20 protein-coding genes are annotated in these 17,634 nt (G+C 57.3%); 14 read left to right on the forward strand and 6 right to left on the reverse strand.

From position 1 onward, the window contains the following. The first annotated feature begins 103 nt into the window (after nt 1–103). Nucleotides 104–499, forward strand: a complete 396-nt coding sequence (locus AC6I8V_RS05705; RefSeq protein WP_497844927.1) for a hypothetical protein — start codon at nt 104–106, stop codon at nt 497–499. A 62-nt stretch (nt 500–561) separates the two neighbouring features. On the opposite strand, the gene fur is transcribed toward AC6I8V_RS05705, so the two are convergent. The 4 genes from fur to ybfF all read right to left on the reverse strand — a co-directional run bounded on the left by fur (nt 562) and on the right by ybfF (nt 3,236). Continuing rightward, complete coding sequence (fur, locus tag AC6I8V_RS05710) at nt 562–1,005, reverse strand: ferric iron uptake transcriptional regulator (protein WP_497844928.1); 444 nt, start codon at nt 1,003–1,005, stop codon at nt 562–564. A gap of 355 nt (nt 1,006–1,360) precedes the next feature. Continuing rightward, complete coding sequence (gene fldA, locus AC6I8V_RS05715; RefSeq protein WP_497844929.1) at nt 1,361–1,891, reverse strand: flavodoxin FldA; 531 nt, start codon at nt 1,889–1,891, stop codon at nt 1,361–1,363. A 136-nt stretch (nt 1,892–2,027) separates the two neighbouring features. After that, nucleotides 2,028–2,303, reverse strand: a complete 276-nt coding sequence (ybfE, locus tag AC6I8V_RS05720; protein WP_128601335.1) for a LexA regulated protein — start codon at nt 2,301–2,303, stop codon at nt 2,028–2,030. A gap of 168 nt (nt 2,304–2,471) precedes the next feature. Continuing rightward, nucleotides 2,472–3,236, reverse strand: coding sequence for an esterase (ybfF, locus tag AC6I8V_RS05725; RefSeq protein WP_497844930.1), 765 nt, complete (start codon nt 3,234–3,236; stop codon nt 2,472–2,474). Between the two features lie 247 nt (nt 3,237–3,483). Here ybfF and seqA point away from each other — a divergent pair, with 247 nt between their 5' ends. Then, nucleotides 3,484–4,026 carry a replication initiation negative regulator SeqA gene (gene seqA, locus AC6I8V_RS05730; RefSeq protein WP_497844931.1) on the forward strand — a complete coding sequence of 181 codons (543 nt, stop codon included), beginning with the start codon at nt 3,484–3,486 and terminating at the stop codon, nt 4,024–4,026. A gap of 25 nt (nt 4,027–4,051) precedes the next feature. Then, nucleotides 4,052–5,692, forward strand: coding sequence for a phosphoglucomutase (alpha-D-glucose-1,6-bisphosphate-dependent) (gene pgm / locus AC6I8V_RS05735; RefSeq protein WP_497844932.1), 1,641 nt, complete (start codon nt 4,052–4,054; stop codon nt 5,690–5,692). Between the two features lie 38 nt (nt 5,693–5,730). Here the strand turns inward: pgm and kdpE are convergent, their stop codons facing one another. Further along, a complete protein-coding gene (gene kdpE / locus AC6I8V_RS05740) occupies nt 5,731–6,405 on the reverse strand; it encodes a two-component system response regulator KdpE (RefSeq protein WP_497844933.1) in 675 nt (224 codons plus the stop codon). 242 nt (nt 6,406–6,647) lie between these two features. Between kdpE and AC6I8V_RS05745 the strand changes: the two genes are divergently transcribed. From AC6I8V_RS05745 to nei, 11 genes are all read left to right on the forward strand, one after another. Continuing rightward, the gene (locus tag AC6I8V_RS05745; protein WP_497844934.1) at nt 6,648–6,848 is read left to right on the forward strand and encodes a DUF2517 family protein; all 201 of its coding nucleotides are present in this window, start codon (nt 6,648–6,650) and stop codon (nt 6,846–6,848) included. A gap of 151 nt (nt 6,849–6,999) precedes the next feature. Further along, entirely contained in the window at nt 7,000–7,956 is a 957-nt protein-coding gene (locus AC6I8V_RS05750; protein WP_497844935.1) for a YbgA family protein, read from the forward strand. Between the two features lie 13 nt (nt 7,957–7,969). After that, complete coding sequence (gene phrB, locus AC6I8V_RS05755; RefSeq protein ID WP_497844936.1) at nt 7,970–9,397, forward strand: deoxyribodipyrimidine photo-lyase; 1,428 nt, start codon at nt 7,970–7,972, stop codon at nt 9,395–9,397. 17 nt (nt 9,398–9,414) lie between these two features. Next, nucleotides 9,415–10,158 carry a type 2 GTP cyclohydrolase I gene (locus tag AC6I8V_RS05760; RefSeq protein WP_497844937.1) on the forward strand — a complete coding sequence of 248 codons (744 nt, stop codon included), beginning with the start codon at nt 9,415–9,417 and terminating at the stop codon, nt 10,156–10,158. Between the two features lie 162 nt (nt 10,159–10,320). Next, nucleotides 10,321–10,977, forward strand: a complete 657-nt coding sequence (pxpB, locus tag AC6I8V_RS05765) for a 5-oxoprolinase subunit PxpB (RefSeq protein WP_497844938.1) — start codon at nt 10,321–10,323, stop codon at nt 10,975–10,977. Further along, nucleotides 10,971–11,903, forward strand: coding sequence for a 5-oxoprolinase subunit PxpC (gene pxpC, locus AC6I8V_RS05770; RefSeq protein ID WP_497844939.1), 933 nt, complete (start codon nt 10,971–10,973; stop codon nt 11,901–11,903). Before pxpB ends, pxpC begins: the two co-directional genes overlap by 7 nt. Beyond that, nucleotides 11,893–12,630, forward strand: coding sequence for a 5-oxoprolinase subunit PxpA (gene pxpA, locus AC6I8V_RS05775; protein ID WP_497844940.1), 738 nt, complete (start codon nt 11,893–11,895; stop codon nt 12,628–12,630). Before pxpC ends, pxpA begins: the two co-directional genes overlap by 11 nt. Nucleotides 12,631–12,688: 58 nt before the next feature. Then, the gene (locus AC6I8V_RS05780; protein ID WP_497844941.1) at nt 12,689–13,417 is read left to right on the forward strand and encodes a DUF969 domain-containing protein; all 729 of its coding nucleotides are present in this window, start codon (nt 12,689–12,691) and stop codon (nt 13,415–13,417) included. After that, a complete protein-coding gene (locus AC6I8V_RS05785; protein ID WP_497844942.1) occupies nt 13,417–14,433 on the forward strand; it encodes a DUF979 domain-containing protein in 1,017 nt (338 codons plus the stop codon). The genes AC6I8V_RS05780 and AC6I8V_RS05785 overlap by 1 nt, the downstream gene beginning before the upstream one ends. Before the next feature lie 7 nt (nt 14,434–14,440). Beyond that, nucleotides 14,441–15,088, forward strand: coding sequence for a pyroglutamyl-peptidase I (pcp, locus tag AC6I8V_RS05790; protein WP_497844943.1), 648 nt, complete (start codon nt 14,441–14,443; stop codon nt 15,086–15,088). An 11-nt stretch (nt 15,089–15,099) separates the two neighbouring features. Continuing rightward, nucleotides 15,100–15,888: an endonuclease VIII gene (gene nei / locus AC6I8V_RS05795; RefSeq protein ID WP_497844944.1), complete on the forward strand. Its 789-nt coding sequence runs from the start codon at nt 15,100–15,102 to the stop codon at nt 15,886–15,888. A gap of 95 nt (nt 15,889–15,983) precedes the next feature. Here the strand turns inward: nei and AC6I8V_RS05800 are convergent, their stop codons facing one another. Continuing rightward, nucleotides 15,984–17,267 carry a citrate synthase gene (locus tag AC6I8V_RS05800; RefSeq protein ID WP_497844945.1) on the reverse strand — a complete coding sequence of 428 codons (1,284 nt, stop codon included), beginning with the start codon at nt 17,265–17,267 and terminating at the stop codon, nt 15,984–15,986. Nucleotides 17,268–17,634 lie beyond the last annotated feature (367 nt).

Here is a 17,634-nt window from a genome sequence, read left to right on the forward strand (position 1 = left end):
TCTGACTTTAGTAAAATTAATCCATTTACGAGTGTTAAAAACTGTATTTCAGGTAGGCTATGCGCTCTCCAGCGTTGCTCCGCGGGTTATCTAAGGAAAAAAAATGACAAGTCTCGCTCAGGAAGCCAAACACAGCGTCGTGGTTTTACATCAGCTTATCGAACGTATTTTTAATCAGTCGGATAGCACTGACGACAGCATTGAATTGTTTCTCTCGCACTTTCACCCCGACTTCAAAATGGTGACGCCGCAGGGGAAACAATTCGATTTGAACTCAATGGAGGTGCTGTTCCGCCAGTTGCGCGGCCAGCGTGAAGGGATGCGCATCGCCACCAGTGAACACACCATCATTTCGCAGCAGAGCGAGGAGGTCACCATTCAGTATCGCGAGTTGCAGATGATGAATGGTAACAACCAGAGCCGCATTTCGCTGGCGGTGCTGGATTGCAGTACCTTGATTCCTCGCTGGCGATATTTGCAGGAAACGCTGGTGCAGTGATATCCAGAAACAAAAAAACCGGTGCCAGGCACCGGTTTTTTTATACTGCATAGCACACTTCGTTACTTATCGTGGAGCGTCTCGTCTTCGCGGCAGTCTCCCAGCGCACAGTGGCCGTACAGGTACAGGCTGTGGTTGGTGAGTTTGATACCGTGACGGGTTGCAATTTCACGCTGACGGGTTTCAATCGATTCATCGCTGAACTCGATCACTTTGCCACAGTCCAGGCAGATCAGGTGGTCATGATGATGCTGCTGCGTCAGTTCAAAGACGGATTTACCGCCTTCGAAGTTATGACGGGTAACGATGCCCGCGTCATCGAACTGGTTAAGAACGCGATATACCGTTGCCAGACCAATCTCTTCGCCCATATCAATCAGGCGTTTGTACAAATCTTCCGCACTGACGTGATGGCACTCGGGTTCCTGAAGCACTTCCAGAATTTTAAGTCTGGGCAGCGTGACTTTCAGGCCAGCCTTCTTCAATGCGGAGTTGTTGTCAGTCATGCGGATATTGTCCTGTTACTTTGCTAGTCACTTGCGGCGCAGGGCCTTGAATGTCGATCACGCGCATTCTCATTTGCGTCTCATTATAGAACTCAAGCAGTGAAATGAAAACCAAGGTAACGTCCTGAAATCACCAGTGGCTGTAAGGATAAGTGTCACTAACGCCGGCGGGGATCGTGCAGGTCTTTGTTTCCATTTCACTCAGCCTCATTCTGATGCCAGAGGAATAAGCGGATGACCGTTACGGGTATTCTACAGATTTGCGGGAAAAAGTTAAAAAACAGTAGCTATTATTTTTATAGGAAATTCCTTTAACTCAATGTGAGCCAGCGCCCACATTGAGGAGGGCAGGGGATCAGGCTTCGATGATCGCCTGTAATTGCAGCTCATCAAAAATCTGTTTCACCCATTTTTCAACACGTTCGTTGGTCAGTTCCGGCTGACGATCTTCGTCAATAGCCAGTCCCAGGAAGTGTTTGTCATCGGCCAGACCTTTAGAGGCTTCAAAATGGTAGCCTTCCGTTGGCCAGTGGCCAACAATCACCGCACCATTCGGCTCGATGATGTCACGGATGGTGCCCATCGCATCACAGAAGTATTCCGCGTAGTCTTCCTGGTCGCCACAGCCAAACAATGCCACCAGTTTGCCGTTGAAGTCGATCTCTTCCAGCGTCGGGAAGAAATCATCCCAGTCACACTGCGCTTCGCCGTAGTACCAGGTCGGGATGCCCAGCAGCAGGATATCGAATGCTTCGAGATCTTCTTTGGTGCTCTTGGCAATGTCATGCACTTCAGCAACGTCTTTACCCAGTTGTTTCTGGATCATTTTTGCAATGTTTTCAGTGTTGCCGGTATCGCTGCCGAAGAAAATGCCTACGATTGCCATGGGTCAAGTAACCTCTTAAATCCTGATTGTGAAAGTAAGTCAGTAGAATGCACAGTTAAGCGAATGATAGCAGACCGGGCAAAGTGGCGGAACTTGTAAAGCGGTCACTTTTGTTCGTGCGTGCGGTCTGCGTGCGTTACGACAGTTTGAGCTGCGCCAGCAGCATTTGTTCAATCAATTCGCTGCGACTGATGTTTTGTTGCTCAGCCAGGGTGTTGAGGGCATCAACCGCCTCGCCGGACATTTTCAGCTCGACACGACGCAACCCACGCACCTTGTCGCGTTTCAGCTGGTTGCGTTTGTTAATCCGCAACTGTTCGTCACGCGTCAGCGGACTGGTTTTGGGGCGACCCGGACGCCGCTCATCAGCGAAGAGATCGAGCGTGGTACGGTCAGTCTGTTCTTTTGCCATGGTTTGTAAAACTGAGTGGGCGCGAACGGCGGAAAGGCGCTGCGCGATTTATACATTATCGGCCCGACCACGGTGAAAAAATCATCCGCGGCAAATTTTTAGCGCGACATCATACTCCAGCGCCATCCACGACGCCAACCCTAAACGGTTTGCGGCAAGCTTTTGCTTTTACAGTACAAAAAAGCGCCGGACTGCGCGCAAAACCGCCTCAGGTTTCTCCGCATGAACCCAGTGGCCTGCGCCGCTGATCACATGCGCATGCGCCTGCGGGAACTGACGCAGCAGGGCATCGCGGTGCTGATTATCCAGATAGGGCGAGTCACCGCCGCGAATAAACAGCGCCGGGTGCGGCCATGCCGGTACGTCTTCCCAACCGGAAATGGTGCTGTAGTTGTCCCACAACACCGGCACGTTAAAACGCCACTCGCCTTCATGGAACGATTTGAGGATGAACTGAATCACCCCTTCTTCCTTCAGCAGCGTACGCATCACCTCAGCGGCTTCGCTGCGGCGCGTCACCCCGGCGGCGCTCACCGCGCGGATGGCCGCGAAAATCTCGTCATGGCGGCGCGTCTGATAATCCACCGGCGCGATATCAATCATCACCAGTTTTTCAATGCGCTCCGGGGCGATAGCGCTTAACGCCATGGCAATTTTTCCCCCCATGGAGTGACCGATGACGCTCGCGCGCGCAATGTCGTGCGCATCCAGGGTGGCGACGATATCCTGCGCCATCACCTGATAGTTCATGACGTCACTGCGTCCGGACTGACCGTGATTACGGACATCCACCTGCAAGGTGGGACGGGCATCGCGCAGGCCGCGCGCCAGCACGCCGAGGTTATCCAGGCTGCCAAACAGGCCATGAATTAACAGAATTGGGGTGGCATCAGGGGCAGATTGTTCAGTTTGCAGACGGGCGTTCAAAATCATGGCAAAGTTCTTACGGTTGTGGGCTGCGCTTAGGTTATCATGGATTCACCTCTTCAGGAGCCAGCGAGCCAGGCATTAGGGCATATTCCGACTTTTGCCCTGAAACGATGCCAGCGCTATCGGCCACCTGGGATTTAACTTTATAATCCTCATGTTAGAGCCAGCTCACATTTTGCACGGCAGGATTTTGCTAAGGCCGGTACAGAAAAGCGTGGTTCTGTCATTTGCCAGAATCGTACGGAAAAAGATGAAAACGATTGAAGTTGACGAAGAACTCTACCGTTATATTGCCAGCCACACCCAGCACATTGGTGAAAGCGCCTCCGAAATTTTGCGCCGTATGCTGAAATTCACGGCAGGTCAGAGTGCCCCTGCTGCCCCGGTTGCGTCTCAGGCCGCAGCCAAAGACGCGCAGCCGGTCGCGGCTAACGCCCGTCCTCAGGATCGCGTTCGCGCGGTGCGTGAACTGCTGCTTTCCGATGAGTATGCGGAGCAGAAAAAGGCGGTTAACCGCTTCATGCTGGTATTGTCAACGCTCTATCGTCAGGATCCCGCAGCCTTTGCTGAAGCCACTGCCTCGTTGCAGGGCCGCACCCGCGTCTATTTTGCCGGTGACGAGCATACGCTGTTGCAAAATGGCACCCATACTAAGCCGAAGCACGTACCCGGCACGCCGTATTGGGTGATCACCAATACCAATACCGGTCGCAAATGCAGCATGGTGGAGCACATCATGTTAGCCATGCAGTTCCCGCAGGAACTGACAGAGAAAGTTTGCGGCACCATTTAAACCGAAGCGTCAGGGAGAAGCGCCAATGGCCAATCACCCCCGTGCCGGGCAACCTGCCCAGCAGAGCGATTTGATTAACGTTGCACAATTAACCTCGCAGTATTACGTCCTGCAGCCTGATGTGGCCAATCCGGAACATGCGGTGAAATTTGGCACCTCCGGCCACCGCGGCAGCGCCGGACGTCAGAGCTTCAACGAAACGCATATCCTGGCTATCGCGCAGGCGATTGCCGAGGAGCGTAAAAAGAACGGCATCACTGGCCCGTGCTATGTCGGTAAAGACACGCACGCGCTGTCTGAACCGGCGATTCTGTCGGTGCTGGAAGTGCTGGCGGCGAATGGCGTGGATGTGATTGTGCAGCAGGACAACGGCTACACGCCGACGCCCGCTATCTCCAACGCGATCCTTGAGCACAACAAACGTGGTGGCGCGCAGGCTGACGGTATCGTCATCACGCCATCGCACAACCCGCCGGAAGATGGCGGGATCAAATACAATCCGCCGAACGGTGGTCCGGCCGATACCAACGTCACCAAAGTGGTGGAAGATCGCGCTAACCAGCTGATGAAAGCGGGTCTGAAAGACGTGAAACGTCTGCCTCTGGATCAGGCGTGGGTCAGCGGCCATATCGTCGAACAGGATCTGATTCAGCCGTACGTCGAAGGTCTGGCGCAGGTGATTGATTTCCCGGCGATCCAGAAAGCCGGCCTGAAAATTGGCGTCGATCCGCTCGGCGGCTCCGGCATGGCGTACTGGCAGCGTATCGCTGAGCATTACCAGCTGGACATCACCATCGTTAACGATGCCATCGATCAGACTTTCCGCTTCATGCATCTGGATAAAGATGGCGTGGTGCGCATGGACTGCTCGTCAGAATGCGCGATGGCGGGCCTGCTGGCCTACCGCGACAAATTCGACCTGGCCTTCGGCAACGACCCGGATTACGACCGTCACGGCATTGTGACGCCAGCCGGTCTGATGAACCCGAACCACTATCTGGCGGTTGCGATCAACTACCTGTTCCAGCACCGTCCGCAGTGGGGCAAAGATGTCGCCGTCGGCAAAACGCTGGTATCCAGCGCGATGATTGACCGCGTGGTGAACGACATCGGTCGTAAGCTGGTGGAAGTGCCGGTGGGCTTCAAATGGTTTGTTGATGGCCTGTTTGACGGCAGCTTCGGCTTCGGCGGCGAAGAGAGCGCAGGGGCATCCTTTCTGCGCTTCGACGGTACCGCCTGGTCTACCGATAAAGACGGCATCATCATGTGTCTGCTGGCCGCGGAAATCACCGCGGTCACCGGGAAAAACCCGCAGCAGCACTATGATGAGCTGGCGGCACGCTTTGGTGCGCCAAGCTACAACCGTTTGCAGGCAGCAGCGACCTCAGCCCAGAAAGCGGCGCTGTCTAAGCTGTCTCCGGAAATGGTCAGCGCCGCGACGCTGGCAGGCGACCCGATTACCGCGCGCCTGACGGCTGCGCCGGGCAACGGTGCGGCGATTGGCGGTCTGAAGGTGATGACGGAAAACGGTTGGTTTGCCGCCCGTCCATCCGGCACTGAAGATGCCTACAAAATCTACTGTGAAAGCTTCCTCGGCGCTGAGCATCGCCAGCAGATCGAGAAAGAAGCGGTGGAAATCGTCAGCGAAGTGTTGAAAAACGCCTAAGCGAAGCGAACAGAAAAAGGCGCGTAAAGCGCCTTTTTTTATGGCATAAACCGATAGCCGATGCCGGTTTCGGTCAGCAAATGGCTGGGTTGCGTCGGATTGGCTTCCAGCTTCTGGCGCAGATGGCCCATATAGATGCGCAGATAATGACTGTGCTCCACCGCATTTGGCCCCCATACCTGATTCAGCAACTGACGTTGCGTCAGCACCTTACCGGCATTGTTCAGCAGCAGGCTGAGCAGACGAAACTCCGTCGGCGTCAGATGCACCTCTTCACCGCCACGCAGCACGCGGCGCGCCGCCAAATCGACACTGACATCACCAAAACTCAGCACCGGCTCTGGCTGGCTGCTCTGATGACGGCGCAGCGATACGCGCACACGCGCCAGCAGCTCTCCAATGCCAAACGGCTTGGTGAGATAGTCATCCGCACCGGCATCCAGCGCATCGATCTTATCCTGTTCATCGGTACGCGCCGATAACACAATCACCGGCATACTGCTCCACTGGCGCACCTCGCGGATAAAGTCATTGCCGTCGCCATCGGGTAAACCCAGATCGAGGATCACCAGATCGGGCTTGCGGGTTGCGGCTTCGATCAGCCCACGTTGCAGCTGCTCGGCTTCCACAATCTTTAGCCCTTCGCCTTCGAGCGCCAGGCGCACGAAACGCCGGATCTCCTTTTCATCTTCGACGATCAAGATGGTGGTCACACGCACTCCTGCGGCAAAAAATGGATAACGCTTCACTTTAACAATAAATCGCGCTGGCGTCCGTGCGGAAGTTTGTCACCCGAAAGGAACTAAAAATTTACATATATGTAACTTAATTTCAGGCGGGTGAAGAAATAGCCAAAAAAAGATCAATAAAGTGGTCGGAGGAGTAGTAAAATTACACTATCAGCAGTAAAATCTGCGACAGATCACATTTTTAAGCGTTTCACCAGGAGGCAACCATGTATCAGGCATATCCGTTCTACAAAGTTGTGCTGCGCCGTGCGCTGGTGGTGTTACTGGGCGTGCTGGCGCTCCCCGTGATGCTGTTCCGTGCCGATCGTGCACGTTTCTACAGCTATCTGCATCGTATGTGGTGCAAAACCAGCGCGAAACCGGTCTGGCTGGCGCAATCCGAAGCGGCAGCGGGCATTTTCTGGTAACGCGGCTCCGCACGCCAATCACCCGGTGACTTCCCTGAAGCACCGGGTTTTTTTATCGCAATTTTCCGCTGCCGGACGCCGGTGACGCTGTTATTGGCCGTCATTTCCGCTACACTTAAAACCTCTACAAGATTTCGGAGGTTGTACAAGTATGAGCGAAAGAATTCCTGTAGGAATCAGCGCCTGCCTGCTCGGGGATAGCGTCCGGTTCGATGGCGGCCATAAGCGTTTTGCCTTTGCGACAGACGAACTCGCCCCCTTTGTGCGTTTTGAGCCGGTGTGTCCTGAAATGGCGATTGGCCTGCCCACGCCGCGCCCGGCGCTGCGTCTGGTCAAAGAGGGCGATGAAAGCGTGCACCTTTGTTTCAGCAAAGAGGGCGGCCAGGAGGTGACAGACGAAATGGCGCAGTGGTCCGCGCAACGCGTCAAATCGCTGCATCATCTGTGCGGCTATATTCTGTGCGCCAAATCGCCCAGCTGTGGCCTGGAGCGGGTGCGGGTGTATGAACCGGATACCAACAACAACCGCAAAGCGGGCACCGGCGTGTTCACCCGTTTTCTGCAACGCGAGATGCCGTGGTTGCCGCTGGAAGAGGATGGTCGTCTGCACGATGCCGACCTGCGGGAAAATTTCATGGGTCGCGTCTATGCGCTGCATGAGTTTAATCAGATGTGGCGTAACGGGCTGACGCGCCATCAGCTGGTAGCTTTCCACAGCCGCTACAAATTGCTGCTGCTGTCCCATGCGCAGGATGAATATCGTGAAATGGGGCGCTTTGTCGCCGCCATGGATGAGTGGTCATCACTGGAGGATTACGCTTTTGAGTATCGTAATCGTCTGATGCAGCTGCTGTCGCATCAGGCCACCCGGCGCAATCACACCAATGTGCTGATGCATGTGCAGGGCTATTTCCGTCGTCAGCTGACCTCGCCGCAGCGCCAGGAACTGGCACAGCTGATTGATCGCTATCGTCGCGGCGTGCAGCCGCTGCTGGCACCGATCGCCATGCTGAAGCACTACATGGCGGAGTTTCCGCACCCGTGGCTGACTCAGCAACGCTACTTCGATCCTTACCCGGAAGCGCTGCGTCTGCGCTACGGCCAATAATGCCTGGAGTGTTATGACCACCCATCTCGTCTGGTTGCGTAATGATCTGCGTATCAATGACAACAGCGCGCTCTATGCCGCCTGCCGCGACAGTAAAGCGCAGGTGCTGGCGCTGTTTATCGCCACCCCCGGCCAGTGGCAGCAACATCATATGGCGCCGAAGCAGGCGGCATTTATTTATCAAAGCCTGTGCCTGCTACAGGCATCGCTGGCGGAGCGGGGTATCAGACTGCACTATCACCAGTGCGACGACTTTTCCGACTCGGTGGATTATCTGGCGCAATTCTGTGAGCAGCACCAGGTTGACCAGCTGTTTTACAACTATCAGTACGAAATCAATGAGCGCCAGCGCGATGCGGCGGCGGAAAAACGCCTCGACGATCAGGGGGTGATTTGTCAGGGCTTTGACGACAGCCTGCTGCTGCCGCCCGGTAGCGTGCAGACCGGCAATAACACCATGTTCAAAGTGTTTACGCCGTTCAGCAAAGCCTTTGTGCGTCGCCTGCATCAGGGGCTGCCGGAGTGCCATATGGCGCCGCGCGCGCGTGAAGGCGCCCCGGTCAGCGCCGGTAAAAAGATTCCGGCCTTTGATTATCCAATGGAAGAGTTCGACACAACGCTGTTTCCGCCCGGCGAAGACGCGGCGTTAAAACAGCTGCGTCATTTCGCCCAGCAGTCGGTTGCGGCCTATCCGACCGAGCGTGACAAACCGGCGGTGGATGGCACCAGCCGACTGTCGGTGTATCTGGCGACCGGGGTGCTGTCACCGCGCCAGTGTCTGCATCGCATTGTTAAACAGCACCCGGATGCGCTGAATGAGGGCAAGGCTTTTGTCTGGCTGAACGAACTGATCTGGCGCGAGTTCTACCGCCATCTGATGGTGGCGTATCCGGCGCTGTGCAAACATCAACCGTTTGTCGACTGGACGCGCAACGTGCGCTGGCAAAAGAACCCAGGCCATCTCGAAGCCTGGCAGCAAGGCAGGACCGGCTATCCGATTGTCGATGCCGCGATGCGCCAGCTGAATGCGCTGGGCTGGATGCACAACCGGCTGCGCATGATTGTCGCCAGCTTCCTGGTGAAGGATCTGCTGATCGACTGGCACGAAGGCGAGCGCTATTTTATGCAGCAGCTGATGGATGGCGATCTGGCGGCCAACAACGGCGGCTGGCAATGGGCGGCCTCCACCGGCACCGATGCCGCTCCCTATTTCCGCATCTTCAATCCGACCACCCAGGGCGAGCGCTTTGATAAGCAGGGTGAGTTTATTCGTCAGTGGCTGCCGGAGTTGCAGCATGTACCGGACGCGCACATCCATCAGCCGCACGCCTGGGCGCAGAAAAATAACAAGACACTCGATTATCCCGCGCCAATCGTGGAACATAAGGACGCACGTAAAAAGACACTGGACGCCTTCGAGCGCGCGCGCAGCGCGGCCTGATGGGTCAGGGAGCCATTATGAATCATGTCGAGTTAGAACATATCGTTAACCAGCAGCTTAACAGCAGCGCCTTCAGCGACTACGCGCCCAACGGTTTGCAGGTGGAAGGCCGTGCCGAGGTGAAGACCATTATCACCGGCGTTACCGCCTGCCAGGCGTTGCTGGACGAAGCGGTAAAACGCAACGCCGATGCGGTGATGGTGCATCACGGCTATTTCTGGAAAAGCGAAGCCCCGGTGATTAAAGGGATGAAGCGTCAGCGCCTGCGCACGCTGCTGGCGAATGACATCAACCTGTATGGCTGGCATCTGCCGCTGGATGCGCATCCGCATCTGGGGAATAACGCCCAGCTGGCGCGCCTGTTCGGGATTGAGGTGCAGGGTGAGATCATGCCGCTGGTGCCGTGGGGCGAGCTGGCGGAACCGCTGAGCGGTGACGCCCTGGCGCAGCGCATCACCCAGGCTCTGGGACGCACGCCGCTGCATTGCGGCGATAACGCGCCGGAGAAGATCAAACGTATCGCCTGGTGCAGCGGCGGCGGCCAGGGCTTTATCGATAGCGCTGCCGCCTTTGGCGTGGATGCCTTTATCACCGGTGAAGTGTCCGAACAAACCATTCACAGCGCGCGCGAGCAGGGGCTGCACTTCTTTGCTGCCGGCCACCACGCCACCGAGCGCGGCGGTATCAGGGCGCTGGGCGAGTGGCTGGCGCAAAGCTACGGCCTCGACGTAACCTTTATCGATATCGACAATCCTGCCTGATTTTTCTGCTATTGCGCCCTTCGCTGCCGCTGAGGGCGCAAATCGGTTGACACATCTCCGTCACTTTCGCATAACTGATCGGCTTAAAAGCATAAGCGACACGCGTTTTCGGGCCGCCGCCTTAGCGGGCTGCCCGTTTTGATGACGATCGGGAGGTAGGTTTTGCAACGAGCACGTTGTTATCTGCTGGGTGAACGCGCGGTAGTGCTGGAACTGGAGCCACCGGTTTCCTTAGCCAGCCAGCAACGCATCTGGGGATTGTGCCAGCGTCTGCAGGGGAACGATCAGGTAGCCGAAGCGATCCCCGGCATGAACAATCTGACGCTGCTGCTGCGCGATCCGCAACATAATGCGCTGGATGCCATCGAACGGCTGCAACGCTGGTGGGAAGAGAGCGAAGCGCAGCAGCCGGAATCACGTCTGGTGGAGATCCCGGTGATTTACGGCGGCGCAGCCGGGCCGGATTTGTTGGTGGTGGCGGATCATGCAGGTATGACGCCGCGCCAGGTAGTGGAGCTGCACAGCAGCAGCGATTATGTGGTTTATTTCATTGGCTTTCAGCCAGGATTCCCTTATCTCGGTGGCCTCGATAGCCGCTTACACACGCCGCGTCGTGCGGAACCCCGCGTTATTGTTCCGGCCGGTTCGGTGGGCATCGGCGGCAGCCAGACGGGCGTCTATCCGCTGGCAACGCCCGGCGGCTGGCAGCTGCTGGGGCAAACCACCCTCAGCCTGTTCGATCCCCAACAGCAACCGCCCACGCTGCTGCGTCCTGGCGACAGCGTACGCTTTGTGCCGCAAAAGGAGGGCGTATGTTAAAAATTCTTCGTGCCGGATTGATGACCTCAGTGCAGGACCAGGGCCGCAACGGCTGGCGGCAGTTTGGCATCAGCGTCAGTGGCGCGCTCGATCAACCCGCAATGCGCACCGCCAATATGCTGGTGGGCAATGCGGAAGAGAGCGCGGTGCTGGAGATCGTGCTAGGGCAGTTTAAGGCGCAGTTTCAGCGTGATGGCTGGTTTGCCCTCACCGGCGCAAGCTGCAATGCCGATCTGGATGGCAAAGCGGTATGGACGGGCTGGCGGCTGCCGGTGAAAAAGGGCCAGGTGCTGAGCCTGTCGATGCCGACACGCGGGATGCGCAGTTATCTGGCGGTGAATGGCGGCTATGACGTGCCGACGATGCTGGACTCCACCAGCACCGATCTCAAAGCCGGGTTTGGCGGTTTTGCCGGGCGCAAATTGCAGGATGGCGATCTGCTGCCGCTCGGCAAAGCCACCCGTCAATTCACTCATAAGGCTGGGGTGCGCCAGCTGCTGTGGGGCAACCGCATCCGCGCGCTGCCTGGCCCGGAATACAGCGAATTTACCCGCGAAGCGCAGGAAGGCTTCTGGCGCAGCGCCTGGAAACTCAGCCCGCAGAGTAACCGTATGGGCTACCGTTTACAGGGGCGTACGCTGCATCGCAAAGCGACGCGCGACCTGCTGTCGCACGGACTGGTGCCGGGTGTGGTGCAGGTGCCGCCCAATGGGCAGCCGATTGTGCTGATGGCCGATGCGCAGACCACCGGCGGCTATCCGCGTATTGCCTGCATCATCGAAGCCGATCTCTACCATCTGGCGCAGATGCGCCTCGGCGAACCGATCCACTTTATCCACTGCACGCTGGAAGAGGCGATGCAGGCGAAACAGCAACAACAACGGGTATTTGATCAAATGAACTGGGGGCTGGCACATGAAAATTGATCTCAACGCCGATCTTGGCGAAGGCAGCGCCAGCGATCAGGCGCTGCTGCAACTGGTCAGCTCCGCTAACATCGCCTGCGGTTTCCATGCCGGTGATGCGACCACCATGCTGCAATCGGTGCGCTGGGCGAAAGCGGCAGGCGTGGCGATCGGCGCGCACCCCAGCTTCCCCGATCGCGAGAACTTTGGCCGCAGCGCCATGCAGCTGCCGCCGGAAACGGTGTATGCGCAGATGATCTACCAGATCGGTGCGCTGAAGAGTCTGGCGGAAAGCGAAGGCGAGCGGCTGGTGCACGTTAAGCCGCACGGCATGTTGTATAACCAGGCGGCGGCCGATCCGCTGCTGGCCGATGCCATTGCGCGCGCGGTCAAAGCGGTGGATGCGCAGCTGATTCTGGTGGGACTGGCGGGCAGCGAGTCGATTCGCGCGGCGGCCCATCATGGCCTGCGCACGCGTGAAGAGGTGTTTGCCGATCGCGGTTACCAGGCCAGCGGCGCGCTGGTGCCACGCAGCCAGCCGGGGGCGTTGATCGATAACAGCGCTCAGGCCATCGCCCAGACGCTGGCTATGGTGCAGCAACGTAAAGTGCAAAGCGTCAGTGGCGCATGGGTGGCGGTGAACGCGGAAACGGTTTGTCTGCACGGCGACGGGGCGCACGCGTTGCAATTCGCCCACGCGTTGCGCGCGGCGTTTGCAGCACAGCAGATAGCCGTCACCTGCGCATAAGGTTTGACTGATTGCCCGGCTCTGTGCCGGGCTTTTTATTTTCTGAAGAGGGGAAAACATGGAACAGGTGGTGAATCTTTGGCCGCTGCTCGGCATCGCGACCATCGTGCTGGGCTTTGTGCTGCGCTTCAATCCGGTGCTGGTGGTGATTGTGGCCGGTTTTGTGACCGGGCTGGCTGCGCATATGCCGCTGGCGGATATTTTAGAAAAACTGGGTTCCGGCTTCCTCAATACCCGTAACCTGCCGTTGATCCTGTTGTTGCCGCTGGCGGTGATTGGCCTGCTGGAACGTCATGGCCTGAAGGAGCGGGCGCAAAGCTGGATTGCGCAGATCAAAACCGCCACTGCCGGACGTCTGCTGATTGTTTATCTGTTTGTGCGTGAGATCACCGCCGCGCTCGGCCTGACCAGCCTCGGCGGCCATCCGCAAATGGTACGCCCGCTGCTGGCGCCGATGGCGGAGGGCGCTACGGAAAATCGCTATGGCGACGTGCCCGCGGAGGTGCGCCATCGCCTGCGCGCCATGTCGGCTGCCACCGATAACGTCGGTCTGTTCTTTGGTGAAGACATCTTTGTTGCCTTCGGTGCCATTATCTTTATGCACAACTTTATGCAGGAGTCGGCGGGAATTCAGACTGAACCGCTGCATATCGCGTTGTGGGGCATTCCCACCGCCCTCTGTGCCTTCCTGATCCACTCCGCCCGTCTGATTCGCCTTGATCGCCAGCTGGCCCGCGAGCTGGGTGCGCTAAACCACCAGGCGCTGCAAGCCAAAGGAGGGGAGTGATGTTTCAGCAACAATATCTGATGTGGCTGGCGGGGATCATCCTGCTGGTGGTGGCATGGCTGTCATGGCGCGATCGCGCCAATCCGCGACGCGTGACCACCGGGCTGTTCTGGGCGTTGTATGGCCTGATCTTCCTGATTGGCGATGGGGCTTATCACCTGATGGGGCAGATGGCTGGCAGCGCCGAACTTGGGCAGCGCTGGCTGCATATCGCCGTCGGCGTCGCGGTGGTAGTGATGGCGTTGATCGCCGGCTTTGGCGGCGTGCGCCTCGGCAGCTATCACCAGCGTAGCTCGGAAGAAAAACAGGCCAGCGCAAAGCGCCTCGGCAACAGGCTGTTTATCCCCGCGCTGGCGATCCCGGTGGTTACCGTGGTTGGCGTACTGGCGTTTAACAATCTTCCCGGTCTGCAACAGGCGGTATTCGGTGCGGGTAATCACTCTACGCTGATCACGCTGTTCTCTATGATGCTCGGCTGTCTGCTTGGCTGGCTGGTGGCGTTAAAAATGACCCATGAGCAGCCGTTGCAGTCGATGCAGGAGACGCGCCGCCTGCTGGATGCCGTCGGCTGGGCGTTTATTCTGCCGCAGATCCTCGCCACCCTGGGCCTGTTGTTTACCAGCGCGGGAGTGGGTAGCGCGATATCGCATCTCACCGAACAGTATCTGGCGGTGGATAACCGCTTTGTGGCGGTGGCGGTCTATGCCATTGGCATGGCGTTACTGACCATGGTGATGGGCAACGCCTTCGCCGCCTTCCCGATTGTGACCGCGGGTATCGGCATCCCGATTCTGGTGCTGCAACATGGCGGCAATCCGGCAGTGATGGCGGCGATTGGCATGTTCTCAGGCTATTGCGGCACGCTGATGACGCCAATGGCGGCCAACTTTAACCTCGTACCGGCCCGTTTGCTGGAGCTGCCAGACCGCAACGCGGTGATCAAAGCTCAGGTGCCAACCGGTGTGCTACTGTTGATCGTAAATATTTTCCTGTTGTGGTTCATGATGTTTTTGTGAGGATGCAATGAAAACCGTGTTAATGACCGCTTTCGAACCCTTTGGTGGCGAGAGCATCAACCCCTCGTGGGAAGCCGTACGGACTTTTGATGGCAAAGTGATCGGCGACGCCCGCGTGGTGGTACGCCAGCTGCCGGTGGTATTCAGCCGCTGCGGCGAGGTGCTGACGCGTGCGCTGGATGAACTGCAACCGGATCGCATTCTGTGCGTGGGGCAGGCGGGTGGCCGCAGCGATATCACCGTGGAACGCGTCGCGATCAATGTTGATGATGCGCGCATCCCTGACAATGACGCCCAGCAGCCCATTGACCAGCCGATTGCCAGCGATGGCCCGGTCGCCTACTTCTCCACCTTGCCGATCAAAGCCATTGTGGCCGCGGTGCGGGAGGCAGGTATCCCGGCATCGGTATCGCAGACCGCAGGCACCTTTACCTGCAACCATGTGATGTATAGCCTGCTGCACTGGCTGGCGACGCAGCAGAGCAAGGCGCGCGGCGGTTTTATCCACATTCCCTATTTGCCGGAACAGGCGGTGCAGCATCCCGGTGCGCCCAGCATGGCGACGGCCAGCGTGATTCAGGCGCTGGAGATTGCGTTGCAGGTGACGTTAAGTGTCGATAAGGATTTGCATGTCGCCGGTGGCGCGACGCATTAACAGGAGCAGTCATGCCAGAAGGACCGGAGATCCGCCGTGCGGCGGATCAGCTGGCGGCGGCGATGATCGGCAAACCGCTCACCGATGTGTGGTTTGCCTTTCCGCAGCTAAAAACCTATGAACCGGCGCTACTGGGGGAGACGGTCACCGCCATCGAAACCCGGGGAAAAGCGCTCCTCACCCATTTCTCCAATGGCCTGACGCTGTACAGCCACAACCAGCTGTATGGCGTCTGGCGCATTGTGCCGACCGGCACCGAACCGCAAACCACCCGCCAGCTGCGCGTGCGACTGGCCAATGCTGAACAGGCGATTTTGTTATATAGCGCCTCCGATATTGAACTGCTCAACGCTGCTACCCTGGCGGCGCATCCTTTTCTGCAACGGGTCGGGCCGGATGTGCTGGATGCCAGCCTGACGGTAGACGAGGTGCAGGAGCGGCTGCTGTCAGCGCGTTTCCGGCGGCGGCAATTCAGCGGTTTGCTGCTCGACCAGGCGTTTCTTGCCGGACTGGGGAATTATCTGCGGGTGGAGATTCTGTGGCACGCGCAGCTGCTGGCGCAGCATCGGGCGCAGGATCTGGATGCCGGGCAGCTGCGGGCGCTGAGCGAGGCGATGCTGGCGGTGCCGCGTCATTCGTATCAGATGCGTGGCAGCATGAAAAAATATCACGAGGATGCGGCGTTTCGTTTTGAGGTGTTTCATCGTCAGGGAAAACGGTGTCGGCGCTGCGGGACGGTGATTGAGAAGGGCGTGCTGTCATCGCGGCCTTTTTACTGGTGCCCGGGATGTCAGATGTAGGGAAGGTGCGGTTGGTATCAATGACGACCCAGGGTGGCAGGGGCGGAATTTATCCCGACCGTGCCACCAACGGCACGGAACGGGATGCTGGAGCGTTATTTTTTCAGCGCAGAGGTGAAAGGACGCTCGGTATAACCGGTGTACAGCTGACGCGGACGGGCAATCTTCATGCCTTCGTCGTGCATCTCTCTCCAGTGTGCAATCCAGCCCACGGTACGCGCCATGGCGAAGATCACGGTAAACATGGAAGAGGGAATGCCCATCGCTTTCAGAATAATGCCTGAGTAGAAATCGACGTTCGGATAGAGTTTACGCTCGATAAAGTACGGGTCGTTCAGCGCGATATGTTCCAGCTCCATCGCCACTTCCAGCAGGTCATCTTTCATACCCAGCTCGTTCAGCACTTCATGGCAGGTTTCACGCATCACGGTGGCACGCGGGTCGTAGTTCTTATACACGCGGTGACCAAAGCCCATCAGACGGAACGAATCGTTCTTGTCTTTAGCGCGGCGGACAAATTCCGGAATGTGATCCACGGTGCTGATCTCTTCCAGCATACGCAGCGTCGCTTCGTTTGCACCGCCATGCGCCGGTCCCCACAGGGAGGCGATACCCGCCGCGATACAGGCAAATGGGTTGGCGCCCGAGGAACCCGCGGTACGTACGGTAGAGGTGGAGGCGTTCTGTTCGTGGTCGGCGTGCAGAATCAGAATACGGTCCATGGCGCGTTCCAGCACCGGGTTGACTTTGTACTCTTCGCACGGCGTGGCGAACATCATATGCAGGAAGTTACCGGCATAGGAGAGGTCGTTGCGCGGATACACAAACGGCTGGCCGATGGAATATTTGTAACACATCGCGGCCATGGTCGGCATTTTTGACAGCAGGCGGAAGGCTGCGATTTCACGATGACGCTCAATATTGACGTCCAGGGAGTCGTGATAAAATGCCGCCAGCGCGCCGGTCACACCGCACATTACCGCCATCGGATGTGAATCGCGACGGAAGCCGTGGAACAGGCGGGTAATTTGCTCGTGGATCATGGTGTGGCGGGTAACGGTGGTGCAGAATTCTTCGTACTGCTGCTGGGTCGGCGCTTCGCCATTTAGCAGGATGTAACACACTTCGAGATAGTTGGAGTGCGTTGCCAGCTGATCAATCGGGAAACCGCGATGTAACAAAATGCCTTCGTCACCATCGATAAAGGTGATTTTCGATTCGCATGACGCTGTAGACGTGAAGCCGGGGTCGAAGGTGAAAAGGCCCTTAGAGCCGAGAGCGCGGACATCAACAACATCCTGTCCCAGCGTGCCGTGCATCACGTCCAGTTCAACAGGCGTATCGTCTTGTAGGGTTAGCGTCACTTTTTTATCTGTCATTTTTCGTCTCCATAGCGCCTTGGTAGGTAAGGATCTTAGACACCAGAATAGCCTTCATGTTGCGTAAAACCACAACCTTCACAGTATCACTCTGCGGTCATGTTTGTCGTGCAGGGTAGAGTACAGAGTGAACGAGGCGTTGGGCCAGTGGTGTCCGGGCATGACATGCTGCAAATCGCGGATGTTAAAGATCCTGTCACGACATAACTTCTTGGTAACCAATAACCTGATGCTTTGTAATGCTCATAGTTGCAATGTTACATAACTTCAGCTTAGGGGAAAGTGTATCCCCATAACTTTTGTGCATCATAGGGCTTTAATGCGTTTGTTTGTAACCGAATTGTTGAACTTTTGTCAAATCAGATAA

The sequence above is a fragment of the Pantoea sp. X-Soil-TKNS-1207 genome, assembly GCF_059730485.1.